The sequence below is a fragment of the Lentzea sp. NPDC003310 genome (assembly GCF_040610935.1).
Classification (GTDB): Bacteria; Actinomycetota; Actinomycetes; order Mycobacteriales; family Pseudonocardiaceae; genus Lentzea.
Window position 1 is genome coordinate 116,776 of the sequence record NZ_JBEXNC010000016.1, and the last position, 23,674, is coordinate 140,449.

Below are 23,674 nucleotides of genomic sequence, written 5' to 3' on the forward strand. Positions count from 1 at the left end.
ACCACCACCATGCAGTACGACGTCGTCGACCTGATCATGCAGGACCACCGCGAGGTGGAGCGCCTGTTCGACGAGCTCAAGAACCACCCGGAGAAACGACCTCTGCTCACCCCGGTCCTCTGCGGCCTGCTCGTCGCGCACAGCCGCGCCGAGGAGTCCGAGGTCTACCCGGCCGCCAAGGACGCCGGCGGCGACGACGAGGTCGAGCACAGCCAGGAGGAGCACGCGGAGGCCGAGCAGCTGCTCGCCAAGCTGCTCGACTGCGAGTACGACTCGCCCAAGTACGACAAGGCGTTGCAGGACGTCGTCGACTCCATCACCCACCACGTGGAGGAAGAGGAGAAGACGGTGCTGCCGGGCATGCGCCAGCGCCTCAGCGCGCAGCGCCGCTACGAGCTCGGCGAGGCGTTCGCCCGCAGCCGGGCCGACCACCTCGGTGAGATGCCCGGCCAGGCCACCCGCGAGGAACTGCTGCAGCAGGCGAAGAACATGGGCCTGGAAGGTGCGTCGAGCATGTCGAAGGAGCAGCTGCGCCGCGAACTGCAGAAGGCGGCTTCCTCCTAAGCGTCGTCCGTTCGCACTGTCTGGATGTGCACGGTGCGGGCGCCCGTGTGGGCGTCCCTGCCGTGCCAGCAGCGGTAGTTGTCGAGGACCAGCAGGTCGCCCTCGTCCAGTCGGATCCTCGGCAACGTCCGCTGCGCCCGTTCGACTTCCTCGTCGAGACGGGTGAGCATGTCGGAGACGTGCTCGGCGGCGGGGTCGCGGTGCAGGGCCGCGACCCCGTCCGTCCGCCGGGTGATGCGCCTGCCGGTGCGCGTGAACTCGATGTGGCGCCCCACCCGCGGCGTCGCGGGCAGGCCGCGCGTCTGCGCCCACTTCCCGTACAGGTCGACGTCCACGCCGGTGAGGAAGCTCCTCAGCTCCGCGTCCAGCGAGTCGGTGAACTCGTGCGCGTCGAGCACGAAGGACTGACCTCCGTACGGGGCCTGGGACGCGAGCAGCACCAGGACGTGGTCCTCATCGGGATATGCCTGCGCCGCACGGTTTTCCCGGCGATGTCGACCACCACGTCGAAGCTGTCCGCGTGCGGGCCGACGATCCCGCCGTCCACGGACCGCCGGGTCCGGTGCGGGTAGAGTTCGCGCAACGCCGTGCCGAACAGCAGGGCCGCGGCTACCGGCAACGAGCTCGGGGAGTTCGGCAGGCCGGTGAGGATGACGGCACCCTGGTCCGCCAACGCTTCGCGCGCGGCGGGGTCGAGGACCTGGTGGCGCGCGACGATCACCGGCGCGGTCCGAAGTCGCGGGACGACGGCACGAGCGCGGCCAGTGCCGGGGCGGCGAAGCAGATCACCGCGCAGGCGGCGAGCACCGCCTGGGCACCGAACTGCGCGATGGCCGGGGCGATGAGCGCCAGGCCGACCGGCGCGAGGCCGTACGACATCAGGAAGTCCAAAGAGGACACGCGGGCGAGCTTCGACGGCTCGACCTCGCGCTGGGTCGCGGTGAACCACGGCACGTTGAACAGCTCGATGCCGAGGCCCGCCACGACGTACGCGGCGATCACGACGACCGGGTGCACCGGCAGCAGCAGGCTCAGCGGCGCGAAACCGTACAGCGCCAGGCCGAACAGCGCCGTCCAGCCCGCGTGCCGCGGCCGCCAGCGCGCGATGAGCAGCGCGCCCGCCAGTGCGCCGAGCGTGTACGCGGTCAGCGCGCCCGCCAGCACGGCCTCGGTGTCGTAGCGGTCTCGGCTGACCAGGGGGAGCACCACGCCGGTCGCCGAGTAGCCGGTCGCGATCACCGCCGTGAGGGCGCCGAGCCCGGCCAGGAACCACGGGTGCCTGCGGGCTTCCCGCACGCCCTCCCAGAAGTCCGCCACGAAGCCGTTCCCGGTGTTCGGCGCCGTGGTCCCGGTGCCGGCGGGCGGCACGAGGGCGGCGACGAGCCACAGCGCGCCGATGCCGAGCAGCAGCACCTGCGTGGTCGCCACGAGCGCGAGCAGCGCGGTCAGCCCCGGTGCCACGAGCGTGGTCACCCGCACGGACAACGTCATCGCGGCGTTGGCCTGCTGCCGCTGGTCGCCCTCGACCACCTCGGCCGTCAGCGCCTGGAACGCCGGGCGGCACGCGCCCTGGCCCGCGCCCATCGCGGCCGCCGCGACGGCCGCGACCACCAGCGAGTTGCCCACGAAGGCAGCGAGCACCGGCGCGGCGATCGCGGACGTCAGACCGGACACCAGCACCACCTGGCGGCGGGCGTAGCGGTCGGCCAGCACCCCGCTGACGGGGACGGCGGCGAGGAAGCCCGCCGTGCGCGCGGCGAGCAGGACGCCCAGTTCCACGGCCGTGATCGAGCGGGAGAGCACCGCGAGACCGAGCACGAACGGCAGCGCCCAGGTCGCGATGCCGGAGGCGGTGGTGGCGGTCCAGAGGCGGAGAAAAGTGGTGCTGCGCAACACCGATGGGCTGCGCACTGTGTCGTGGACCACGCGTTCGACCTTCCGGCAGGGTTGCAATGAAAATGATTGTCGTTACAGTAGCGCACACCGTTCGAGTGAACTTCTGGAGGATCCGATGTCTTTCCCCGCCCGGCTCGGCCTGGCGCTGGTCGCGGTGCTCGCCGCCGGCTGCGCCACCCCGGGAGGCGCCCAGGCGCCGACGGCCCAGGCGGTGGAGGTGGACAGCTGCGGCAAGCGGCTCTCGTTCGCCGGCGCCCCGCAGCGGGTGGTGACGCTGGACCAGAACTCCACGGAAACGTTGCTGGCACTGGGGTTGCAGGACCGCATGGCGGGCACGGCGAACGTGAAGACCAAGGTGGCGCCGCGGTTCGCCGAGGCCTACGCGAAGATCCCGGTGCTGTCGCCCAAGGTCCTCACCTCGGAGCCGCTGCGGGCCGCCAACCCCGACGTCGTGGTGGCGTCGTTCCGGGAGCTCTTCACCCCGGACCGCGCCGGGACGCGCGACGAACTCGAGGCCCTCGGCGTGCCCACGTTCGTCAGCGGGGTGAACTGCCCGGACGGCACGACCGCGCCGTTCGACCGGCTGTTCCGCGACTACGAGGACCTCGGCAAGATCTTCGGCATCCAGGACAAGGCGAACCAGCTCGCCACCGAGCAGCGGGCCGCCGTCGCGGAGGTCCAGGCCGTCAAACGGGATCCCGTGAAGGTGGTGTGGGTCTACTCGGTGTTCAAGGGCGTCCCGTACGTGGCGGGCCGCGACAGCATGCCCAGCCAGATGAGCAAGATCGCCGGTGCCGTCAACGTCTTCGACGACGTCGCGAAGGAGTGGCCGGAGGCGTCGTGGGAGGAGGTCGCCCGGCGCGACCCCGACGTCATCGTCATCGGCGACCTGTCCGAGCGCGGCAACCCCGGCGACAAGGCGAGCGAGAAGCTCGCGATGATGCGCGAGCACCCCGCGGTGTCGCAGCTCAAGGCGTTGCGCGAGAACAAGGTGATCGAGCTGCCCGGCATCGAGATGGACCCGTCCGTGCGCACGGTCGACGCGCTCAAGGCGTTCGGCGCGGGCCTGGACAAGATCGCCGGCCGTGGCTGAGGCCGCTGTTCTCGATCCTGTCGTTCACCAGTCCCCGCAACCGGTTCGGCGTCGCGGGAACACCCTCGTCGTCGTCCTGAGCCTCGTCGTCCTCGTGGTGTCGATGGCGGTCGCCGTGCGCATCGGAGTCGGTGCGGGCTGGGCCGAGATCGGTCGCGCGGCGGGGTCCCGGCTCGGCCTCGCGGTCGTGCCGCTGCCGCGCCTGCTCGACTCCCTCATCTGGGACCTGAGGCTGCCGCGGGTGCTGCTCGCGGCACTGGTCGGCGCGGCGCTCGCGGTGTGCGGTGCGGTGCTGCAGAGCGTCACCCGGAACTCGCTGGCCGACCCGTACCTGCTCGGCGTGTCCTCGGGCGCGTCGACCGGCGCGGTCGTCGTGGTGGTGCTGGGGTTCGCCGGGTCGCAGCTCGGGATCACCGGGGGCGCGCTCGTCGGTGCGCTGGTGGCGTTCGGGCTGTTGATGCTGTTGCTGCGGCGGACCGGGCTGGACTCGTCGCGGATCGTGCTGACGGGTGTCGTCGTGGGCCAGCTGTTCGCGGCGCTCACGTCCCTGATCCTGCTGTCCTCCGGCGACGCCGACAGCATCCGCGCCGTCACGAACTGGCTGCTGGGGTCGCTCGCCTCGGCCCGCTGGACGTCGGTCGCGGTGTGCGCGGTGGTGCTCGCGGCCGGTCTGCTCGTGGTGTGGCTGTGCTCGGCGGCACTCGACGGGTTCGCGTTCGGCACGGACACCGCGTCCTCGCTGGGCGTCGACGTCCGCACGACCCGCGCCGTGCTGCTGGTGACGACGTCCGTGCTGACCGCGGTGGCGGTGGCGGCCGTGGGCGCGGTCGGGTTCGTCGGGCTGATCGTGCCGCACGGCGTCCGGTTCCTCGTGGGTTCGTTGCACCGCAGGCTGTTGCCGATGTCGGCCGTGGTGGGCGCGGTGTTCCTGGTCTGGACGGACGCGCTGACCCGCGTGGTGTTCTCGCCGCTGGAGGTGCCGGTGGGCGTGTTCACCGCGCTGATCGGTGTGCCGCTGTTCCTGCTGGTGCTGCGCAAGCGGGGTGAGCTGTGAGGATCGACGTCACGGGGCTGAGCTGGGGCGTGCCGGGCAAGACCATCGTGCGGGACGTGACGCTCGCGGTGGAGCCGGGCGAGACGGTCGGGCTGATCGGCCCGAACGGGTCCGGCAAGTCGTCGCTCTTGCGCTGCGTGGCCGGTTTGCGCGCGCCGACCGCCGGTGAGGTGCGCTACGACGGCGTGGAGATCACGTCGTGGTCCGCGCGGGAACGGGCGCGCCGGCTCGCGTTCGTCGAGCAGACCGCCGACACCGAGAGCGACCTGCGGGTGGCGGAGGTCGCGATGCTCGGCCGCACCGCGCACCGGTCGCGGTGGCGCGGGCCGGACGTCGCCGACCACGAGATCGTGACGGAGTCGTTGGCACGGCTGGACCTCACGGGTCTGGCGGACCGGCCGTGGAAGCAGCTGTCGGGAGGCGAACGGCAGCGCACGCACCTGGCGCGGGCGTTGGCGCAACGCACGTCCGGGCTGCTGCTCGACGAGCCGACGAACCACCTGGACGTGCGCCACCAGCTCGAGCTGATGGAGCTGGCGGCCACGACGCCGCAGACCGTCGTGGTGGCCCTGCACGACCTCGCGCTCGCCGCCCGGTACTGCGACCGGCTGGTCCTGATGCACGGCGGTGAGGTCGTCGCGGACGGCGCCGCAGCCGACGTGCTGACCGCGCCGCTGCTGCGCGAGGTGTTCGACGTGGAAGCAGAGATCGGGCGCGACGACCTGGGCCACCTGGCCGTCGGGTACCGCGCGCCGGTCCGCCGATGAAGGGGGAGAGATGTCCACTGTGGATGATCTGATAGCGGAGGTGCTGGACGGGCGGCACGGGCCCGATCCGGCCGCGGTGGCGGCCACCAGCGTGTTCTGGGTGCACCACGGGACCCGGCTGGCCGGCGGCGACACGACCTACCGCAACCAGTACGTGCTGGTGCGCATCGGCACCGCGTTCGGCGCGTGCGCGTTCGCGGAGGGCGACGCCGATCCCGCTGTGTGCGCGAACTACTCGGGCGCGCCCGTCGCGGAGCTGCTGACCGAGGCGCCGGCCCCGGTCCGGGTGGCGGCACTGGACGCCTACCTCGGCAACGTCCGTCCACATCGGATCTCCGACGCGGAGCGGGTCGTGCTCCCGGTGGGCACGCCCGAGGAACGGGCGCGGGCGCGCGACGCCGCCGTCGCCGGGCTGCTGGACGTGCGGCCGGGTGCCAAGGTCGCGTTGATCGGCGTGGTGAACCCGTTGGTGGCGGCCATCCGCGACCGCGGGGCCGAGTGCCTGCCGTGCGACCTGTCGTTGCGCACGACGCAGTGGGGCGACCCGGTGACGCCGGACATGCGGGACGTCCTCGGGGTCGCGGACGCCGTCGTGGCGACGGGCATGACGATCGGCAACGGCACGTTCGACGAGATCCTGCGCGCCTGCCGGTCGCGCGAGATCCCGCTGATCGTCTACGCCCAGACCGCGAGCGCCGTCGCGCGCCACTTCCTCGGCTCCGGCGTCACCGCCCTGTCCGCGGAACCGTTCCCGTTCTCCCAGTTCAGCGCCGACCAGACAGCGCTGTACCGCTACCGAGCATGAGAGAAGACGTGGACCACCACATCACCGACGCCCTCAGCCGTCCCGCCCTGGTGCGCCTCGACTCCCGCACCTTCTGCCTGCGCTTCGAGACCATGAAGGTCGCCTCCGCCCTCGAAGCGGTCCGCCACCTCCTCGAACGCGGCACGATCGCGGCCGGGGACACGCTGGTCGACAGCTCCAGCGGCATCTACGCGCACGCCCTGGCGCTCGCCTGCCACCGCCACGGCCTGCACTGCCACATCGTGGCGTCCACGACGGTGGACCTCGCGCTGCGCACCCAGCTGGAGATCCTCGGTGCCACCGTGGAGCCCATGCCGCCCTCCGCGTCGCTCAAGCTCGACCAGAGCCGCCGGGTGGCGCGGGTGCGCGAGATCCTGCGCGACCACCCGCGGCACCACTGGATGCGTCAATACCACGACGACGTCCACTACCGCGGCTACCGCTCGATCGCCGACCTCGTCCGGCGGCACGTCGACTGCTCCCGCCTGTCCGTGGTGGGCGGCGTGGGCACCGGCGCGTCGACGGGCGCCCTGACGTCGTTCCTGCGCGAGACGTCACCGGACGTGGAACTGGTGGGCGTGCAGCCGTTCGACAGCGTGACGTTCGGCAGCGAGCACGTGCACGACCCGGAGATCATCATCGCGGGCATCGGCAGCTCGATCCCGTTCGGGAACGTGGACCACACCCTCTACGACACGGTCCACTGGTTCGGCTTCGACGCGGCACTGGCGGGCGGCGTGGTCCTGCTGCGCGAGCACGCGATCTTCGGCGGCCTCTCGGCGGGCGCCGCGTACCGGGCCGCGCGCTGGGAGCAACGGCTGGACCCGGACCGGCACGTGGTGGTCCTCGCCCCGGACACCGGCCACCGCTACGTGGACGCGGCCTACTCGCGGCACGCCTCGGTGAGGCCTGCGGCGGAGTTCCGGCCGCGCGAGATCAGCACGCTGGGCGACATGGACCTGCCGTGGTCGCGGATGAGGTGGGACCGCGCCTCGGCACCGCCCGGCGCGGAGGTCAGGCCGATCCCGGTCGCTTCCTGAGGGCCGCGACGGCCCGCTGCAGGAGGGACCGCCGCAGGCCCCTGCTCAGTGCTCGGGCGAGGTCGGGGTCGGAGGCACGCAGGTGCCGCTCGATGTCGGTGAGCCGCTGCAGTTCCTGAGCACTGAGCATGTCCGCTCCCCAGGTCGGTCCGGCCTGTCGGCTCGGTGTGTACCCGGGGCCGATGCCGGCTAAACCGACTATTTCGGATTCGGTGGGAACGGGTCCGGCGGGGTGGGGTGCGGGCGGTCCGGCGCCGGTGGTTCGAACGGGTTGGGCGGTGGGGTGGGCGGCTGCAACGGGTCCGGTGGCCGCAGCGGGTCCGGTGTGGGCCTCGGCGGGCCCGGCCGCCCCGGTGCCGGCGGTTCCAGCGGGTTGGGCGGTGGGGTCGGCGGCTGCAGCGGGTCGGGCGGCGACCCGAACGGGCGCGACCGCTCAGGGCGCGGGGTGTCGAACGGGTTGGTCGGGGGCGCCGGGTGTCGCAGCGGGTCCGGTGGCGACCCGAACGGGTGTGAGCGCTCCTGGCCCGGCGGTTCCAGCGGGTTGGGCGGCGGAGTGGGTGGCTGGAGCGGGTCGGGTGAGCCCGGCCGCCCTGGTACCGGCGGTTCCAGCGGGTTCGGTGGCGGGACGGGTGGCTGCAGCGGGTCCCGTGAGCCCGGCCGCCCCTGACCCGGCGGTTCCAGCGGGAGCGGTGGTGAGCCGGGTGGCTGCAGCGGGTTGGGCAGTGAGCCCGGCCGCCCCTGACCCGGCGGTTCCAGCGGGTTCGGTGGCGGGGTCGGCGGCTGCAGGGGGTCCGGCGGCGGGCCCGGCGGGCGTGGCCGGTCCGGCACCGGCGGCTGCAGCGGGTCCGGGTTCGGGCCGGGCGGGCTCGGGTGGTCCGGGCCCGGCGCGGGCGGCTGGTCCGGGCCCGGTGTCGGCGGCACGGGGTTCGGCGGTGGCACGGGCTGGCTCATGACTCCGGGATACCCGCCGGTCAAACCTGCCGCCACGGCATTCGCCGCCGCCTCGAATTAAGTCCGTTTCCGCTAATGAGCGAACAACCTTGGCCGACAATCCGTCCAGATTCTGTTTGGGACCGGCAGAACGGGGCGAGGGGTGGCGCTGTCCAGGGTGTCTTCACGGGGGTGGTTCCTCGGTTCCGAGCAGACGCGCGGCCTGCAGTTCGGCGGGGCCGTGCAGCTGCTGCGGCTGCTGGACCGGCTGTCGGTCCGGACGCGGTGGCCCGCGCGGGACGTGCCGTTGCCGATCATCCACCTGCGGCGGCCGCCCGGGGTGGGCAGTCCGCTGGAGGCGCTGACGAACCGGCCGCTCACCGCTCGCGGGCGGCGGGTGCCGTACGCGCACGTCGACGGGGTGGCGGTGAGCGAGCGGCGGTTGCTCGACGACGTGGTCGGCCAGCTCGCGGGGGAGGTGCGGGGTGTGCCGCGGTTGCGGTTCCCGCACTACGCGCTGGTGGTGTGGTTGCTGGACCTCACGTTGCCCGCCGGGGTCGAGGCCGAGGAGGAGGAACGGGAGATCGCCCGCGAGTTCCGGCAGCACCTGCGACGGCGCGTGCGGGTGACGGCGGAGGGGGCGCAGGACTTCGCGCAGGACTTCCCCTGGTGGATCCGGCTGGTGATCGGGCTGGCGCCGCGGATCGGGCTCGCGCTGATGGCGCTGGTGTGGCGGCCCGCGACGTGGGTGGGGGAGCAGGCGCTCGGCGGGCGGTCGCGGCACGGGCTGTACCGGCTGGCCCGCGCCGTCGTGAAGGAACGGCTGGCGGAGCGGCACGCGGACGAGGTCGGCGACCTGCTCGTCAAGGCGCTGCTCGAGGACCTGCGGCGCTCGCACCGGCGGTGGACGTGGTGGGGGACCGGGCGCCGGCGGACCGGGAACCCGTGGCTGCTCGTCGACAACGCGACCGGGCCGGGGCGGTGGCTGGTCGATGCGGTCGGCCGGGCGCGCAGCGGGGTCCGGAGTGGACAGTCGTGGCGCGCGAACCCGTTGAGCCGTCCCGATCCGCTGCTGGTGATCGCGGCGGCCGAGGAGGAGGAACCGCCGAAGGTCCACGCCGCCGACGCGCTCGCCGGGTACCACGACTGGCTGCGGCAGCTGTCCCGCTCGGAGAACTGGGTGCTGGCGCTCGACACCGATGCCACGACGCCCCCGCCCGGCATCATCGGCGCGCTGTCCGAGCACCCGGACCTGCGGCTGCGGCGGGCTGTCGCGGCACCGCTCGTGCTCGTGCTGCTGGCCGCGGCGCTCGTCTCCGTGCCGTTCGTCAACCACGCCCGGTGCGACGACTGGTGGTCACCGGCGGTCCGGGCGCCGCTGCAGCGGGTCGGCGACGAGTGCATCGGGGTGTCGGCGGACCCGTTGCGGCACTTCGTCCCCGAGTCGGTGCCGGACGACATCCGGGCCGACCTGGAGGGCATCTACCGGCTGATCGTGGAGGAGAACCGCAAGACCGAGTCACGGCCGGACGCCATCACGATCGTCTTCCTGAGCGTGCTTACTCCCCGCACCTCCAACAGCTTCCACGCCCTGGTCGAGGAGCTGCGCGGCGTGTGGGTGGCGCAGAAGACCAGCGACGTGCCCATCCGGATGCTGCTGGCCAACGGCGGTGAGGGTCCGGGCGGACGCGGTCTGGCGTCGGGCGACCTCGCCGCCGACAAGATCATCGAACTGGCCGCGCGCGACCGCAGCGTCGTCGCCGTGACCGGCCTGTCGATCAGCACCGACACGGCGAAGTCCGTCGTGAAGCGGTTGGGCAGCAACGCCCTCCCGGTCATCGGCACGCTCACGTCCGCCGACGAGATGGCCACGATCAACGAGTACTACTACCAGATCGCGCCCAACAACCTGCGCGAGGCGAGGGTCGCCGCCTACTACGCGAGCACGCAGCTGAAGACGACCGACGTGGCGATCTTCTACTCCGGCGACCCGGCCGACCGCTACAGCCAGAACCTCGCCGAGGACGCCAGGGCCGCGTTCGCGGAGAGGGGCATGACCGTCAGCCAGTACAAGTCGTACCGGGTCGCGAACGACGACGAGGGGCTGGCGCCGTCGAGCCTCGGCCAGGGCGCCTGCCCCGCCGAACCCCGGCCCGGCTACGCGGTCTTCTACGTCGGCCGCTCCCAGAACCTCGCGGAGTTCCTGCGCGGCATGAACAGCAAGTGCCAGGGCCGCACGCCACCGGTGATCGCGAGCGACTCGTCCACCCGGTTCATCCTGGAGGGCACGATGGCCCAGTTCCCCAACGTGCGGCTCGACTACGTGTCGTTCGCGAGCCCCGCCGCGTGGACCGACTGCGCCAAGGTGCCGTTCTACAAGAACTACCTCGACGCGTTCCGCAAGACCTGCCAGTCGATTGGCGACGGGCGCTCGGCGTCGGCGTACGACGCGATGCAGGTGCTGGCCGAGGGCGTGCGGCAGGTGCGGCGCACCGACCCCGGCGCGCGCGTGCGGGAGGGACTGCTCGCGGGCATCGGGCGGATCAGGCCGGACAACGCGATCCAGGGCGCCACCGGCACGATCGGGTTCGAGGCGAGCACCCGGCTGCCGGCGGACAAGGCCGTGCTGGTGTTGCAGGGCAACACGGACACGACCTCGACGCCCCGGCTGCTGTGCGGCGAGCTGCCGTTCCGCGAGGACCTGGTGGTCGCGCCGGACACCGCCGGGTGCCCGCGCGACCCCCGGTGAGTCAGCGCTCGGGCCCCAGCACGGGCTTGACGTCGACGATCGGCGTGCCGTCGACGGCCTCCAGGTGCGCCACCCGCACCGCCAGGTCGTCGACCGCGGTGATCCGCACGTGGTGCAGGCCGATCGGGTTCGGCCGGTCCGGCGACCGCGTGGAGAACACGCCGGTCTCCGGCCGGTCCGGGTCGCTGCGCGGGTGCACCGCGAGCACCGACCGGTCGGCGCGGTCGAGCCAGGTGAGGACCAGGACGTCCTGGCCCGCTTCCAGTTCCCGCATCGCCCGCGCGTACTCGGGCGCGAACACGAGCACGGCCTCCGGTGCGCCCTCGTCCGCCTGCCTGGGTGCGGCGGAGCGGTCGGTGAGGGGCGATTCGACGTGGCCGATCGGCTGCAGCTTCATCAAGTCCCGCAGTAGGTCCGGTAGGTGGCACTGAAGTCCTGCGGCGCAGGAGCCGCGAAGTATTCCAGGCCGGGCCGTTCGCCGAACGGGGAGGTAACCGCTTTCAGCAGGCGGTCGAACGGGCCCAGGTCACCGTCCGCGCCGGCCGCCAGCGCCTCCTCCACGAGGTGGTTGCGCGGGACGTACACCGGGTTCACGCGCTCCATCAGCGCGGCGTCCGGGGCGAGCTCCCGCCACCGCGCGAGCCACGCGTCGATCCCCGCCAGGTCGAGGAACAGCGACCGCGCGGGTTCGGCGTCCCCGCGTGCCGCCTTGCTCAGCAGGTGGAAGAACGACGTGAAGTCGACGTGGTTCTCGTGCATCAGCGCGAGCAGGTCCTTCAGCAACGGCTTCATGTCGCCGTCGGAGAGCCCCAGCTTCGCCCGCATGCCGCCGAGCCAGGCCTCCTCGAAGTGCCCCTCGAACGTCCGCAGCGCCGCGAGGGCCAGCGCCACGGCCTCCTCCTCGTCGTCGGCGAACAACGGCAGCAGCGCCTCGGCGAGGCGGGCGAGGTTCCACTCGGCGATGATCGGCTGGTTGCCGTACGCGTACCGGCCGCGGTGGTCGATGGAGCTGTACTTCGTCGTCGGGTCGTAGGCCTCCATGAACGCGCACGGGCCGTAGTCGATCGTCTCGCCGGAGATCGTCATGTTGTCGGTGTTCATGACACCGTGGATGAAGCCGACGAGCATCCACCGGGCGACGAGGGAGGCCTGCGCGGCCACCACGTGCGAGAACAGCTCCAGGTGGGTGCTGCCGGGGTGGTGGCGGGCGATCGCGTGGTCGGCGAGGCGGCGGAGCAGGTCCACGTCACCGGTGTTGCGCGCGTACTGGAAGCTGCCCACGCGCAGGTGCGACGCCGCGACCCTGGCGAGGACCGCGCCCGCGAGCGGTTCTTCGCGCTGCACGACGTGACCGGTGGAGACGACGGCCAGGGCGCGCGTCGTCGGGATGCCCAGGGCGTGCATGGCCTCGCTGACGAGGTACTCGCGCAGCATCGGGCCGACCGCCGCCAGGCCGTCGCCGCCGCGGGCGAACGGGGTGCGGCCGGAGCCCTTGAGGTGGAGGTCGCGCAGCCGGCCGTCCTCGTCCTTCAGCTCACCGAGCAGCAGCGCGCGGCCGTCGCCCAGCCGGGGGGAGTAGCCGCCGAACTGGTGACCCGCGTAGGCCTGGGCGACGCCGGGGGCGGCGTTGCCGGTCAGGAAGGGCAGTCCCGCGGCGCGCAACCACGCGGGATCGAGGCCGAGCGAGCTCGCCAGCGGCTCGTTGAGGACGAGCAGTTCCGGTTCGGCGACCGGGACCGCCTCCCACGGCACCGCCATCTCGGGGACGGCGGTCGCGAAGTCGCTGCTCAGGCTGATGTCCACCCCTTCGAGGTTACCCGGTGGGCTCCGGAAGGCGTGTGATCGCGGTCTCAACCCGAACTTCTTCGAACCGTTCCGCCGCCGTGTGCGTGTCAGTGGCGAACAGGTTGTTGTTGAGTCCACTCAGGAATGAGAAACCAATGCGTCGCAAGCAAGTCGGGTTCGTTGCTGCCCTTTTCGCGGTCGGTGTGATCGCGCTGACGGCCTGCGGTCAGGGTGCCGCGACCTCCGGTTCCGCTTCTCCCGCACCGGAACAGGCGCAGAGCGCGGAGAACCCGGAGCCCGAGACGGACGCGCAGTCCGGTGTGGACTTCCTGCGCGGCACGGCGAACTCGAACAAGGCCGACCAGAACACCGGTGACCGCGCACCGGAAAGCGCTTCCACCGAGGTGCGGCAGAAGTGGGTCGAGCTGCGCGCCGGCAACGCCGGTGGTCTCGAACCCGCTGTGGTGAACGGAAAAGGGCTCTCCGTCTACTGGTTCAGCGACGACCCGGTGAACGGCGGGGTCTCGAACTGCAACGGCGAGTGCGCCAAGACGTGGCCGCCCATCACCGTCACCAAGGGCACCCGGCTCTTCTTGCCCGGCATCCGCCGGGAGAACATCGGTTTTATCAAGCGCCTGGACGGCCAGTTCCAGGTGACGATCGGCGGCCGCCCCGTCTACCTCTTCAACAAGGACAAGAAGGCCGGCGACATCCTCGGCCAGAACGTCGGCGGCAAGTGGTTCGTGATCAACCCCGAGGGCAAGCGCGCGGTGCCGAAGGCCGAGGCCCCCAAGCCGAACCAGCCGGCGCCGGACACCAAGCCCGCGAATTCCGTGACCTTCTTCAGCGGCAAGAACCTCAAGGACTTCGGCGACAGCTTCGCGGTCGGCGTCAAGGTCGAGGCGAAGTGCGCCGACCTGCGCGGCGGTTTCCAGTCGCTGTCCCCGGACGGCGCCGTGAAGATCTGGTCCGAGCCGGGCTGCAAGGGCAAGTCCGCGGTCGTGAGCGGGCCGGTCGACGACACGTCCGCCGCGCCGATCGGCTTCCCGGACGGCGTGAAGTCCTACATCCGCGCCTGAACCTGATCGGGTGAACGAGAAGCCCGCCAGAGCATCCCCGGCTCTGGCGGGCTTCTCGTCTCGCTACGCTGCCCGCCATGCGCTACTCCGCCATTGCGCTGGCTTTCCTCCTGCTCGGGTGCGGTACCGGGACCTCGTCCCTGCCCACGATCACCCCCGCGGCCCCCTCGGCCACCGGCACACCGCTGCCGGACCTGCAGCCCCGGCTCGACGCGATCGGCGTCCTGCTCACCGACTGCGCCGCGCGGCTGCGGGGCGAGCCGGTGGCTCCCGCCGACAACTGCACCCACGTCATGCCGGACGTGACCGGCGTCATCGACGAGGTCGAGAAGCAGTCCGCCAAGCTGCCGCCCGCGGGCCAGGCCGCCCTCGCCGAGGTGCGCCGCCGGCTCGCCGAGATCGCGCCGTGCGAGCCGTGGTTCGCGGCCGGTGGCGCGAGCGGCGACGGCCAGCTCGACGACCGGTGCCGGAAGACGTGGGACGCGCTGTACAGCGGCTACAGCGCCGTGCGCAACGCCGCCTGAGCGCTGGCCTAGAGTCTCCGCGTGCTCGAGATCGTGGTGGAGACGGAGAACTGGGAGCGGCACGTGCGCGTGTCCGCCGACGTGCTGGCGGGCCTCGTCCGCCGGATCGGCGGTGAGGGCGACCGGTTCCTGGTGCTGCAACGGGTGCCCGACCTGCCCGGCGTCTTCGCCCAGGTCTGGCACGAGAACGGCGGCGCATACTCCGTCGAGCACCGCGAGGGCACGCCCGACCGCCACTTCGAGACGACGGCCGACCTCGACGCCACCGTCGCGGCGCTCATCGGCTGGGCGCGCCAGGACCCCGGCTGGGACGGCGGGCTCACGTGGTCCTCGCTGGACCTGCCGGCCGCGCCCGAGGTGCCGGAGCTCGACCTGCCCGAGGGCGACCGCGAGCAGCTGGAGGCCCGCGTCCGCGAGGCGCTGACCGGCGGTTACTCCTCCCGCGTGCAGCTCACCGAGCTCGCCGAGGAGTACCTGGTCGCGGGCGAGAACCGGCCCGTGTCACGAGAGCAGGCGGCCGCGCTGGTCGACCGGCTGTGGCTGGACCGGGTCGCGGAGCAGGCAGGCTGGCAGGGCGAGACCGACCCCGAGCGGATCACCCGCGCGTTCGCCGAGCTGGACCGCGCGGGCATCACAGCGCGCGAGAACTTCACCTGCTGCCGCACCTGCGGGCAGGACGAGATCGGTGCCGAGAGCGCGCCGGGTGCGCGCGGGTTCGTCTACTTCCACAGCCAGTGCACGGACTCCGCCGCCGCGGGCCACGGGCTGACCCTGCTCTACGGCGGCTTCGACGGCTCGGCCGAGACCACGACGGCGATCGGCGACGAGGTGGTCGCGGCGCTGGCGGCGGCAGGCCTTCAGACGCGCTGGGACCGCGATCCCGGCCGGACGATCACGATCACGCCCCTGGACTGGCGCCGGCGGCTGGTGGGGTAGCGAAGCGGGCGGTCAGCTCGGCCGAGATCTCGTAGTGGCGCACCAGGAACGTGCGCTCGTCGAGCTTCTTGCGCCGCAGCCAGCCCGTCACCTCGGCGTTGCACTTGCTCGCGTTGCACGACCCGCACGCGGGCACGACGTTGCCGAGCGTGTAGCGGCCGCCGCGCGAGATGGCCTGCACGCAGTCCTTCTGCAACGACGACGCCGCGGCGGTGCAGTACGCGCACCCGCCCCACGACGTCTTGAGCGCGCTCCACTGCTCGTCGGTGAGGTCGTGGACGACACGAGCCATGCGCTTCTTGCGCTTGCGCGCGGCGCGAACCTGTTTGCTACCGCCGGTCGGCACGGTGGGTGAGCGTACGCGCCGCGATGGTCAGCAGGTCGGAGGCGGGGCCCCGGGGTGTCCCACCGGACGGCCAGACGGCGCGCAGGGCGCGGTGCAGGTCCACGTCGGCGACCTCGACCCGGACGAGCGTGCGGGCGGCGACGTCCGCGGCCACGGTGTGCAGGCTCAGCACCGCGGGACCGATGCCGCCGATCGCGGCCGCCTTGATCGCCGTGGTCGACGACATCTCCAGCAACGGTGGCGCGGACCCGGTGACGCCCGCGGCCGCCAGCGCGTGCTCCCAGGCCTGCCGCGTGCCCGACCCGGGCTCCCTGCTGACCAGGGGTGTCGCGGCGGCCTTCGCGGCGGTGACCTTCCTGCGCCGTGTCCACGGGTGCGCGGGGGCGACGACGAGCACGAGCTCGTCGGTGGCGACGACGCGGCTCGCGAGCCCGGCGGGCACGTCGGTGCTCTCGACGAACCCCAGGTCGGCCTTCCCCGCGAGCACCTGCTCGGCGACGTGCACGGAGTTGCCCGCCGACAGCACGGTCGCGGTGTCCGGGCTGACCGACCGCAGCGCGATCAGCCACGCGGGCAGCAGGTACTCGGCGACGGTGAGGCTCGCGGCGACGCGGAGGTGGCTCTGCCGGTCGGCGCGCAGGCTGGTGATCCCGGCGTCGAGGTCGGCCGCGCGGTCGAGCACCTGCGCGGCCCAGCCGGCCACCAGCTGCCCGGCCGTGGTGAGCCGGGCGCCGCGCGGGGTGCGTTCGAGCAGCGTGAGGCCGACGCGGGCCTCCAGGGTCCTCAACCGTTCGCTGGCGCTGGGCTGTGACATGCCGTGCGCCTGGGCCGCGCGCCCGATGCTGCCGAGCTCGGCGACGCTGCACAGGAGGTCGAAGCTGGTCAGGTCGGTGACCCTGGACGGCAGAGGCATAGGGACAGCCTATGGCCACATCGGCGATGGGCGCCTACCGAGGTGGCGCCGGTGCGGGGATCGTCATGTCGTGACCGCTCTCGCACCTCGACCACACCGTGCCCCAGAGGTGCGACGAGCGGCGCCCTTCGGCCCGAACCTCTTCGCGTCCGTGATGGGGACGGGGATCGTCGCCACGGCCGGTGCCGCGCTGCCCGGTCTGCGCACCGCCGCCACGTGCGTGTGGGCGCTGGACGCCGTTCTGCTCGCCTTGCTGCTCCTCGACGCCGCGCGCCGCTGGACGCGGGCGACCGTGCGCGCGCACCTGGCCGATCCGGTGATGGCCCAGTTCTGGGGTGCGCCGCCGATGGCGCTGATGACCGTCGGCACGGGAGCGCTGCTGCTCGGCCGGGACTGGATCGGACTGCCCGCCGCACTGGCCCTCGACTGGACACTGTGGACGGTCGGGACGGTGCTGGGGCTCGCGACGTCCGTGCTGGTGCCGGTGCGGATGATCGGCAGCGGCGAGCGCGCGTTCGCCGGGTGGCTGATGCCCGTGGTGCCGCCGATGGTGTCCGCCGCGTCCGGTGCGCTGCTGGCCGGGCACCTGCCGGACGGCCCGGGGCGGCAGGCGCTGGTGCTGGGGTGCTACGCGCTGTTCGGCGTCAGCCTCTTCGCGACGGTGGTGATCGTGCCGCAGATCTGGCAGCGGCTCGTGCAGCACGGTCTGGGCGCGGCCTCGACCGTGCCGACGCTGTGGATCGTGCTCGGCCCGCTGGGGCAGTCGATCACGGCGGCGAACCTGCTGGCGGCCGTGCCCGTGCTGCCCGGCCAGAGCGCGTTCGGCGTGCTGTACGGCACGATCACGTGGGGGTTCGCCCTGCTGTGGGTGGCGCTGGCGGCCGCCGTCACCGTGCGGACCGCGCGGCGCGGGCTGCCGTTCGCGTTGACGTGGTGGAGTTTCGTGTTCCCGCTCGGCACCTTGGTGACGGGGACCAACGCGCTCGCCGCGCAGGTGCCGTCGGCGATGTTCTCCGGTGTGGCCGTGGTGCTGTACGGGTTCCTGGTGGCCGCCTGGGTCACGGTGGCGGGTCGTACGCTGCTCCACCGGTCTGGCTGAGAGCCCGGTAGCGCTCGTAGACCCGTTGCAGCGCCTGCTGTTCCGCCTCCAGGGCGGGGAGCTCCGCGAACCTTTTGGCGCGGCCGAGGCAGTGCGCCAGGAACCGCAGCGAGTCGAGCAGGTCGGGGACCACCCACGGCTGGGACTCGCGCACGCAGCTCCGTTGCAGGGTGATCGTGCCCCGGATCGCGGACTCGGCCTCGCTCCAGCGGTCCAGGGCGGCGAAGGACATCGCCATCGACCACGTCGCGATGGCGCACTTCGCCGCGTAGGCGAACGGGAACCGGGGCACCAGTGCGTACAGGACGCGGGTCGCCGTGCGGTAGCCCTCGAGGGCGTTGGCGTGGTCTCCGCGGGCGGCCAGGCGGTTCGAGAAGTTCAGCACCACCTGCGCGTACTGCGGGCCGTGCGCCTCCGGGTCGCGCCGGTGCAGCTCCTGGACGAGCAGCAGGGCCTCCTGGCCGACCTCGAACGCGTCCTGGCCAGCCTGAGCCAGCGCGGTCGCGCAGGTGTCCAGGGCGGCGATGTAGCGCACCTGGTGGCGGCCGGGGTCGCGCTCGGCCAGGTCGCGCAGCAGGACGACGGACTCGGCGGCGAACTCGACCGCGCGGTCCGGGTCCGCCGTGTGCGCGGCGCACGCGATGCTCAGCGCGACCGCCTGCTCCTCGGGACCCATCGTGCGCGCCAGCGCCAGGAGGTCGAGTGACGCGGTGGCCGCACGGGCCTGGTCGCGCAGGGCGTGGCTGGTCGTCGCGATGCCTTGCAGCGCCTCGAAGAGCGCGTCGTCCTCGCCGAGGTCGCGGGCGATCGTCCCGGCCTCCTCCGCAGTCTGCCGCGCGTACCAGTGGTGGCCGAGAGCCGCGGACGCCCTGGACAGCAGCAGGAGCGCGCGGACGCGCAGACCGGGTGTGCCGGAGTGGTTCGCCGCGCGGTGGGCGAACGCGGCCGCGTCGTCCGGCCGGTGCCCGTCGAGCAGCCGACCGGCCAGGTCGATGTCGATCGCGGGGGAGGGGGTGCGCTCCGGATCGGGTTCGGAGCCGCCCCGGGACGCGAGCTGCAGCGCGAGTTCGGCGACGGTGGGCGCCAGCCGCGCGTCGTCACGGGGCAGGCCCAGGTACGTGTCGACGGCGGCCTCGTAGCTCGTCAGCGGGAAAGCCTGCCGCAGCAAGGCGATGACCCGGGCGGAGTCGGTGACCGCGCTCGCCGTCGTGGCCAGGGCGGGCAGGTGGTCGTCGGGGCACTCCGTCACGGCCTGTGTCAGGGCCAGCTCGGCGGCCCGCGCGGCGACGTCGTCCCCGTCGGCGAGCCGGAACAGTCCGCGCAGCGCGTGCGGGCGGTCGTCCGGGGCGACGGCGCGCAGGGCGTCGGCCAGCACGTCGGCGCCGCGGTCGGCCTCCCCGTAGGCGTTCAGGGCGGTGCGCACCAGCTCGTCCGAGTCGACCGGCGTGAGCGCCCCGGCGGTGCGGACCGGGTCGTACCTCCCGGCGGCGAAGCCCGGCAGCGCGCCGAGCAGGGTCTCGGCCGATCGCTTGTCGCGCACGGGGAACAGGGCGGGCAGCGCCAGGGTCAGCGCCAGCGTGATCGGGTCGTCGGCGAACCCGAGCCCGGCCTCGCGGACCTCGTCGCGCCAGCGGTCCAGCTCCTCCGGCATGGGATCATGCAACCACGTCCCGCACGCGCGGGGGTGCCGATCGGGGGATGCCCGTGGAACCGGTGTCGCGGCTCGCGGAGCGGGTCTGGTGGTTCACGACGGGCGGTGACCCCGGTCCGCTGCTGGAGGACGGCGCGGTCGACGAGTCGGCGGAGGTGGCGCGGGCGGCGTTGCGGACCGGTCCGGACGGCGTGGTCGAGGTCGTGGACCGCGAGGCGGTCGCGTTCCTCGCGCTGGTGCACTGGTTCCGCTACACCGCGCTGCCGAAGGGCCGCTGCGAGGGCGCGTACGTGCACAGCCGCCACTACGCCCAGCTGGCCGGGTACGAGGACCCGTCCCAGATCACGATCGGCCTGCGGGCGCGGGGAGAGGTGCTCGGGCTCGACGCCGTGCAGGCCCTGTCCGAGTGGGCCCGGCACGTGGCCGCGCGGTTCGACGCGACGGGTGAGGGGGACGAGCTCGGTCCGGCGGTCGACCACCTGCGCGCCCGGATCGCGGTGCGCGCCGATCCGCGACTGCTCGACGCGTTCGCCGCGCTGGTGTACCGGCAGTTCCTCGCCGGGCCGGACCAGGTGTGGCTGCTGGAGGAGGCGGTGGCGGCTGCCCGCCGCGCGGTCGCGTTGACGGCCGGGGACGACCCGGCACGCGACGCGCGGCTCTACGCGTTCGGTGCGCTGCTCGACGCCCGGACCAGGCTCTCGTCGCCGACCGAGGCCGTGGACCTGTTGCGGGACCTGGCTTCCCGGGCCGCAGACGACGACCCCGCCCTGCCCGCCTACCTGCTCGCGCTGGCCAGGGCGTTGAGCGATCCCGACGAGATCTACGGGGTGCTGACGCGGGCGATGGCGGTGACCCCGGAGCCCGGGCTGGAGCTGCTCGTCCGGTACGTCGCCGTGCTGCCGTCGCGCGCGCCGGAGGAGGTCCTGGAGGTGCGGCGCGCGATCGTCGACCGCGTTCCCGCCGGCCACCCCGACCGCGCCGCGCACGTGGTGGCGCTCGCGGACGTGTTGCGGCTGGCCGGTGAGCTCGACGAGGCGATCGGGGTGTTGCGCGCCGAGGACGTCCGGGGGCCGTGGCGGCCGCGGTCGTTGTCGGTGCTGAGCGGGGCGCTGGGGACGCGGTTCGACGAACGGGGTGACGCCGCGGACCTGGACGCGGCGGTCGCGTGCGCCCGTGAGGCGGAGGGACTGGGCGACGACTTCGCGGACCAGGCGATGCTGGGACTGGCCCTGCTGCGCCGGTTCGAGCACCGGCGCGACGGCCGCGACCTCCAGGAGGCGGTGCGGCACCTGCGCGACGTCGTGGCCCGCTCGCCGGAGGACTACCCCGGCCGGTCCTCGTGGCTGTCGAACCTCGCGGCGGCGTTGTCGTTCCAGGGACCTGCCCACAACGACGAGGTGGTGGACCTCCTGCGGGCCGTGCGGCCGCTCGGCGAAGCACTCGGCGCCGCCCTGGTCCGCCGCGGCGGTCCCGGAGATCTCGACGAGGCCGTCGCGGTGCTGCGGGCGGTGGACCCGACCGCGGTGCGGCTGTGCAACCTCGGCGAGGCGCTGCGGATGAACTCGGGACGGCGCAACGACCCGGAGTTGCTGAACGAAGCCGTTCGCGTGCACCGGGAAGCGCTCGGGCTGTGCGGAGAGCTCGCGCCGGAACGGGCCTGGGTGCTGGGGAGCCTGGCGTCGGCGTTGCTGGACCGGCTGGCCCGCACGCACCACCGCCGGGACCGCGCCGACGCGGTGGCGGCCCTGCGCGCGGCCGTCGAGCACCCGACCGGGCCGCCGGTGGAGCGGAGCAGGTCGGCGGTGCGCCTGGGCCGGCTCGCGGCGAAGTCGGGGGACGCGGAGGCGGCGCTCGCGGGGTTCGGCGGCGTGGTCGACCTGCTGCCGTCGCTCGCCACGGAGGAGCTGCTCGCCGGTTGGCAGTCGCTGGGCAACGACGCGGCGGCGTGGGCGGTGTCGGCGGGGCGGCCCGAGCGGGCGCTCGAGCTGGTCGAGCGGAGCCGGCTGCTGCTCTCCGGTGGCGAGGTGTCGGTGGAGGTGGGGGAGCGGACGGTCGTCGTGCTCAACGTCAGCCGGTACCGGTGCGACGCGCTGGTGGTGAGCCCGGCCGGGGTGGCCGTGGTTCCGTTGCCGGAACTGGGTTCCGCGGACGTGACCGCGCGGGCGCACGTGTTCCTGGGTGCCCAGGCGAGGCTCGAGTCGCGGTCGCTGCCGCTGCCGGAGAAGGCCCGGCTGGTCGCGCAGGTGCGGGAGACGCTCGACTGGCTGTGGCGCGCGGTCGCCGCGCCGGTGCTGGCCGCGCTGGACCCGCTGCCGCGGCGGATCTGGTGGAGTCCCACGGGATTGCTGTCGCTGCTGCCGGTGCACGCGGCCCTGTCGTTCGGCGGCGACTCGGTGCTGGACCGCGTGGTGTCGTCGTACGCGGGCAGTCTGCGGATGTTCGCGCTCACCGGCACCACGCGGCCCCGCACCGCGCTGGTGGTGGCGGTGCCGGAGGTTCCCGGGCTGCCGGTGCTGCTCGGGGTGGACGAGGAGGTCCGCGCGGTCTCCCGGGCGCTGCCGACAACCGTCCTGAGAGGACCGGAGGCGACCCTTGCCGCGGTGACCGCCGCTCTCGGTGAGCACGACGTCGTGCACTTCGCCTGCCACGCCGTGCAGGACCTGGCCGATCCTGCGGCGTCCGGGATCGTGCTGCACGACGGGACTCTCGGGCTCGCCGCGATCGCCGCCGTACCGGGTGGCGCGCACCTGGCGTTCCTGTCCGCGTGCCGCACCGGCGTCGGCGCGGTGGACCTGCCCGACGAGGCCCTGCACGTGGCGGCGGGCTTCCAGGCGGCGGGGTTCCGGCACGTCGTCGGCACGTTGTGGTCGGTCGAGGACCAGCCGGCGGCCTCGTTCACGGCGGCGGTGTACGCGCGGCTCGGCGAGGACCCGGCGGTCGCGGTGCACGAGGCGGTGCTGCTGGCCCGCGAGGAGGACCCGCACGACCCGATGCGGTGGGCCCAGTGGTGTCACTCGGGGCCCTGATCCTCCGGTTTCTCGTGCTGGTAGAGGAACCGCACCGGCCGGCCCTGCCGCCAGAACGCCGACAGCCGCCGGTTGTCCTGCTTCTCGGTCTCGACGTCGGCGGGCAACGGCAGGTGCAGCGCCCGGTAGAGGTCGAACCGGTGCAGGTCGAACGCGGCCTCGACGGCCTCGCCGTACGCGAGCGCCGCCTGCACCGCCCCGCGGTAGGCGAGCCGTGCCGCGAGCAGCAGCCCGAGCGGCAGCAGCAACCACCAGCCCGCCCGGTGCAGCAGCGCCGCCGCGACCACCGCCGTGAGCCCGAGCGTGACGGACAACCGGGCGGCGAGGTCCAGGCTGTCGCGCCGGTCCGCGACCACCGCCCGCACCTGCTCGCCCAGCACGGGGTACAGCCGCGGCCACACCACGACGGCGTCGAGCCCGTACGGCCGCCCGGCCTGGTCCTCCATCGCGGTCAGCACGTTGCCGAGCGCGGTGGGCCGCACGAGGTGCTCGTCGTGCGGGAACCGCCTCCGGAGCACCGCAGCCGCCTCACCGGCCCGCTGCACCTCGGCCGGTTCCTCGGACGACGCCACCGCCCTGCTCTTGTGACGAGCCCGCCGGCGCCGCTGCCACCACCGCGCGGGCCCGGCGGTGAACCGGGGCCACGCACCCTCCAACATCCGGACGAGCGCGAGCTGCAACGGTTGCAGCAACAGCGAAAGCAAGGTCACCGCCAGCACGAGGACGAACACCTCGCCCACCCCGACCTTGCCCGCCGTGCGCCAGGCCGCGCCGAAGTCCAGCCGGGCACCGGGAGCCCCCGCCCACACGAGCACGAGCACGCACACGGCCCCCGCCGCCGTGGGCAGGTAGTTGACCAGCACGAACCGGCCGGACAGGCCGTCACTCACCGGACGCGCGAGCTGCTCGAACCTCATCCCCGCAACTCCATCACCCCGTGCTCGGGACAGCGCGGCAGGTCGCGGTCGTCGTAGGTGAGGCGCGCCGCCCGGCGGTCGCAGCCTTCGCAGGAGAACCGGAGCAGCTCGAACTGGGTGGAGACGCCGGGCTGCCCGGCCCGGTCCGCCTCGCCCAGCCGGTGCAGCGGCTCACCGGACCTGCGCGCGAACCAGGCCCGCGTGCAGGCGCCGATCGGGCGGGCGCCGACGGCGACGGTGACCTGGTCGAGGCCGGGGTCGGCGCGGTAGAGGGCGATGAGCGCCTCAGCGGCGGCCGCCGGGGACACGTCGGTGCCGGGGAGGTCGAGCACGGTGCGTCCGTCGGGGTGGGCCCGCGGGTCCAGCAAGTACGCGAGCTGCGCTTGTCCCGCATCCATGCTGCCGATCTTGGCAGAACAGGGGGTGCAGGGGCAGGGGTTCGTGGGAGCTGCTGGGGGACGGCGGGTGGCGCGGTGTGCGGTGGCGGGAAGGCGGCGGCA

The 23,674-nt window shown here is 73.4% G+C and carries 24 protein-coding genes; 12 read left to right on the forward strand and 12 right to left on the reverse strand.

What is annotated here, in order from left to right; all coding sequences use genetic code 11:
* Positions 1-9: 9 nt before the first annotated feature.
* Positions 10-564: a hemerythrin domain-containing protein gene (locus ABZX02_RS30820; RefSeq protein ID WP_355303300.1), complete on the forward strand. Its 555-nt coding sequence runs from the start codon at positions 10-12 to the stop codon at positions 562-564.
* On the opposite strand, the gene ABZX02_RS30825 is transcribed toward ABZX02_RS30820, so the two are convergent.
* From ABZX02_RS30825 to ABZX02_RS30835, 3 genes are read right to left on the reverse strand one after another with little or no spacing between them, the layout of a single operon-like run.
* The gene (locus ABZX02_RS30825; RefSeq protein ID WP_355303302.1) at positions 561-962 is read right to left on the reverse strand and encodes a TauD/TfdA family dioxygenase; all 402 of its coding nucleotides are present in this window, start codon (positions 960-962) and stop codon (positions 561-563) included. The two genes, ABZX02_RS30820 and ABZX02_RS30825, sit on opposite strands and share 4 nt — an antisense overlap.
* A complete protein-coding gene (locus ABZX02_RS30830; RefSeq protein WP_355303304.1) occupies positions 917-1,285 on the reverse strand; it encodes a hypothetical protein in 369 nt (122 codons plus the stop codon). Before ABZX02_RS30830 ends, ABZX02_RS30825 begins: the two co-directional genes overlap by 46 nt.
* Positions 1,282-2,460 (reverse strand): MFS transporter, encoded by a 1,179-nt coding sequence (locus ABZX02_RS30835; protein ID WP_355303544.1) that lies wholly within the window; start codon positions 2,458-2,460, stop codon positions 1,282-1,284. The genes ABZX02_RS30830 and ABZX02_RS30835 overlap by 4 nt, the downstream gene beginning before the upstream one ends.
* Before the next feature lie 115 nt (positions 2,461-2,575).
* On the opposite strand from ABZX02_RS30835, the gene ABZX02_RS30840 reads away from it, so the two are divergent.
* The 5 genes from ABZX02_RS30840 to ABZX02_RS30860 are packed head-to-tail and all read left to right on the forward strand — an operon-like array spanning position 2,576 to position 7,219.
* The gene (locus ABZX02_RS30840; RefSeq protein ID WP_355303306.1) at positions 2,576-3,553 is read left to right on the forward strand and encodes an ABC transporter substrate-binding protein; all 978 of its coding nucleotides are present in this window, start codon (positions 2,576-2,578) and stop codon (positions 3,551-3,553) included.
* Positions 3,546-4,607, forward strand: coding sequence for an iron chelate uptake ABC transporter family permease subunit (locus ABZX02_RS30845; protein ID WP_355303308.1), 1,062 nt, complete (start codon positions 3,546-3,548; stop codon positions 4,605-4,607). Before ABZX02_RS30840 ends, ABZX02_RS30845 begins: the two co-directional genes overlap by 8 nt.
* A complete protein-coding gene (locus tag ABZX02_RS30850) occupies positions 4,604-5,374 on the forward strand; it encodes an ABC transporter ATP-binding protein (RefSeq protein WP_355303310.1) in 771 nt (256 codons plus the stop codon). The genes ABZX02_RS30845 and ABZX02_RS30850 overlap by 4 nt, the downstream gene beginning before the upstream one ends.
* A gap of 10 nt (positions 5,375-5,384) precedes the next feature.
* Positions 5,385-6,179, forward strand: coding sequence for a DUF364 domain-containing protein (locus ABZX02_RS30855; RefSeq protein WP_355303312.1), 795 nt, complete (start codon positions 5,385-5,387; stop codon positions 6,177-6,179).
* Positions 6,176-7,219 (forward strand): pyridoxal-phosphate dependent enzyme, encoded by a 1,044-nt coding sequence (locus tag ABZX02_RS30860; protein ID WP_355303314.1) that lies wholly within the window; start codon positions 6,176-6,178, stop codon positions 7,217-7,219. The genes ABZX02_RS30855 and ABZX02_RS30860 overlap by 4 nt, the downstream gene beginning before the upstream one ends.
* Here the strand turns inward: ABZX02_RS30860 and ABZX02_RS30865 are convergent.
* Entirely contained in the window at positions 7,194-7,349 is a 156-nt protein-coding gene (locus ABZX02_RS30865) for a DUF3040 domain-containing protein (protein ID WP_355303316.1), read from the reverse strand. The genes ABZX02_RS30860 and ABZX02_RS30865 overlap by 26 nt on opposite strands.
* 68 nt (positions 7,350-7,417) lie before the next feature.
* Positions 7,418-8,170, reverse strand: coding sequence for a hypothetical protein (locus ABZX02_RS30870; RefSeq protein WP_355303318.1), 753 nt, complete (start codon positions 8,168-8,170; stop codon positions 7,418-7,420).
* A gap of 157 nt (positions 8,171-8,327) precedes the next feature.
* On the opposite strand from ABZX02_RS30870, the gene ABZX02_RS30875 reads away from it, so the two are divergent.
* Positions 8,328-10,898 (forward strand): ABC transporter substrate-binding protein, encoded by a 2,571-nt coding sequence (locus ABZX02_RS30875; RefSeq protein WP_355303320.1) that lies wholly within the window; start codon positions 8,328-8,330, stop codon positions 10,896-10,898.
* A gap of 1 nt (position 10,899) precedes the next feature.
* On the opposite strand, the gene tsaA is transcribed toward ABZX02_RS30875, so the two are convergent.
* Both tsaA and ABZX02_RS30885 read right to left on the reverse strand, forming a co-directional pair.
* Positions 10,900-11,295 carry a tRNA (N6-threonylcarbamoyladenosine(37)-N6)-methyltransferase TrmO gene (gene tsaA, locus ABZX02_RS30880; RefSeq protein WP_355303322.1) on the reverse strand — a complete coding sequence of 132 codons (396 nt, stop codon included), beginning with the start codon at positions 11,293-11,295 and terminating at the stop codon, positions 10,900-10,902.
* Positions 11,295-12,701 (reverse strand): protein adenylyltransferase SelO, encoded by a 1,407-nt coding sequence (locus ABZX02_RS30885; RefSeq protein ID WP_355303324.1) that lies wholly within the window; start codon positions 12,699-12,701, stop codon positions 11,295-11,297. The genes tsaA and ABZX02_RS30885 overlap by 1 nt, the downstream gene beginning before the upstream one ends.
* A gap of 137 nt (positions 12,702-12,838) precedes the next feature.
* Here ABZX02_RS30885 and ABZX02_RS30890 point away from each other — a divergent pair, with 137 nt between their 5' ends.
* The 3 genes from ABZX02_RS30890 (at position 12,839) to ABZX02_RS30900 (ending at position 15,222) form a co-directional block, all read left to right on the forward strand.
* Complete coding sequence (locus tag ABZX02_RS30890; RefSeq protein WP_355303326.1) at positions 12,839-13,762, forward strand: hypothetical protein; 924 nt, start codon at positions 12,839-12,841, stop codon at positions 13,760-13,762.
* 77 nt (positions 13,763-13,839) lie between these two features.
* Complete coding sequence (locus ABZX02_RS30895; protein ID WP_355303328.1) at positions 13,840-14,286, forward strand: hypothetical protein; 447 nt, start codon at positions 13,840-13,842, stop codon at positions 14,284-14,286.
* Between the two features lie 21 nt (positions 14,287-14,307).
* Positions 14,308-15,222, forward strand: coding sequence for a hypothetical protein (locus tag ABZX02_RS30900; protein ID WP_355303330.1), 915 nt, complete (start codon positions 14,308-14,310; stop codon positions 15,220-15,222).
* Here the strand turns inward: ABZX02_RS30900 and ABZX02_RS30905 are convergent.
* Complete coding sequence (locus tag ABZX02_RS30905) at positions 15,185-15,568, reverse strand: HNH endonuclease (RefSeq protein ID WP_355303332.1); 384 nt, start codon at positions 15,566-15,568, stop codon at positions 15,185-15,187. The two genes, ABZX02_RS30900 and ABZX02_RS30905, sit on opposite strands and share 38 nt — an antisense overlap.
* Positions 15,552-16,481: a LysR family transcriptional regulator gene (locus ABZX02_RS30910; RefSeq protein WP_355303334.1), complete on the reverse strand. Its 930-nt coding sequence runs from the start codon at positions 16,479-16,481 to the stop codon at positions 15,552-15,554. The genes ABZX02_RS30905 and ABZX02_RS30910 overlap by 17 nt, the downstream gene beginning before the upstream one ends.
* A gap of 109 nt (positions 16,482-16,590) precedes the next feature.
* Here ABZX02_RS30910 and ABZX02_RS30915 point away from each other — a divergent pair, with 109 nt between their 5' ends.
* Positions 16,591-17,580: a TDT family transporter gene (locus ABZX02_RS30915; RefSeq protein WP_355303336.1), complete on the forward strand. Its 990-nt coding sequence runs from the start codon at positions 16,591-16,593 to the stop codon at positions 17,578-17,580.
* Here the strand turns inward: ABZX02_RS30915 and ABZX02_RS30920 are convergent.
* A complete protein-coding gene (locus tag ABZX02_RS30920) occupies positions 17,540-19,231 on the reverse strand; it encodes a hypothetical protein (protein ID WP_355303337.1) in 1,692 nt (563 codons plus the stop codon). The two genes, ABZX02_RS30915 and ABZX02_RS30920, sit on opposite strands and share 41 nt — an antisense overlap.
* Positions 19,232-19,278: 47 nt before the next feature.
* Here ABZX02_RS30920 and ABZX02_RS30925 point away from each other — a divergent pair, with 47 nt between their 5' ends.
* Complete coding sequence (locus tag ABZX02_RS30925) at positions 19,279-22,257, forward strand: CHAT domain-containing protein (protein ID WP_355303339.1); 2,979 nt, start codon at positions 19,279-19,281, stop codon at positions 22,255-22,257.
* On the opposite strand, the gene ABZX02_RS30930 is transcribed toward ABZX02_RS30925, so the two are convergent.
* On the reverse strand, positions 22,242-23,174 hold the full coding sequence (locus ABZX02_RS30930; RefSeq protein ID WP_355303341.1) for a hypothetical protein: 933 nt from the start codon (positions 23,172-23,174) through the stop codon (positions 22,242-22,244). The genes ABZX02_RS30925 and ABZX02_RS30930 overlap by 16 nt on opposite strands.
* Positions 23,171-23,572: a hypothetical protein gene (locus tag ABZX02_RS30935; RefSeq protein ID WP_355303343.1), complete on the reverse strand. Its 402-nt coding sequence runs from the start codon at positions 23,570-23,572 to the stop codon at positions 23,171-23,173. Before ABZX02_RS30935 ends, ABZX02_RS30930 begins: the two co-directional genes overlap by 4 nt.
* Positions 23,573-23,674: the final 102 nt, after the last annotated feature.

Coding starts and splice junctions, on each gene's coding strand:
- ABZX02_RS30935 (WP_355303343.1), bottom strand. CDS start 23,572: ATGGATGCGGGACAAGCGCAGCTCGCGTACTTGCTGGACCCGCGGGCC.
- ABZX02_RS30920 (WP_355303337.1), bottom strand. CDS start 19,231: ATGCCGGAGGAGCTGGACCGCTGGCGCGACGAGGTCCGCGAGGCCGGG.
- ABZX02_RS30860 (WP_355303314.1), top strand. CDS start 6,176: ATGAGAGAAGACGTGGACCACCACATCACCGACGCCCTCAGCCGTCCC.
- ABZX02_RS30865 (WP_355303316.1), bottom strand. CDS start 7,349: ATGCTCAGTGCTCAGGAACTGCAGCGGCTCACCGACATCGAGCGGCAC.
- tsaA (WP_355303322.1), bottom strand. CDS start 11,295: ATGAAGCTGCAGCCGATCGGCCACGTCGAATCGCCCCTCACCGACCGC.
- ABZX02_RS30895 (WP_355303328.1), top strand. CDS start 13,840: ATGCGCTACTCCGCCATTGCGCTGGCTTTCCTCCTGCTCGGGTGCGGT.
- ABZX02_RS30840 (WP_355303306.1), top strand. CDS start 2,576: ATGTCTTTCCCCGCCCGGCTCGGCCTGGCGCTGGTCGCGGTGCTCGCC.
- ABZX02_RS30855 (WP_355303312.1), top strand. CDS start 5,385: ATGTCCACTGTGGATGATCTGATAGCGGAGGTGCTGGACGGGCGGCAC.
- ABZX02_RS30925 (WP_355303339.1), top strand. CDS start 19,279: ATGCCCGTGGAACCGGTGTCGCGGCTCGCGGAGCGGGTCTGGTGGTTC.
- ABZX02_RS30870 (WP_355303318.1), bottom strand. CDS start 8,170: ATGAGCCAGCCCGTGCCACCGCCGAACCCCGTGCCGCCGACACCGGGC.
- ABZX02_RS30910 (WP_355303334.1), bottom strand. CDS start 16,481: ATGCCTCTGCCGTCCAGGGTCACCGACCTGACCAGCTTCGACCTCCTG.
- ABZX02_RS30820 (WP_355303300.1), top strand. CDS start 10: ATGCAGTACGACGTCGTCGACCTGATCATGCAGGACCACCGCGAGGTG.
- ABZX02_RS30930 (WP_355303341.1), bottom strand. CDS start 23,174: ATGAGGTTCGAGCAGCTCGCGCGTCCGGTGAGTGACGGCCTGTCCGGC.
- ABZX02_RS30890 (WP_355303326.1), top strand. CDS start 12,839: ATGCGTCGCAAGCAAGTCGGGTTCGTTGCTGCCCTTTTCGCGGTCGGT.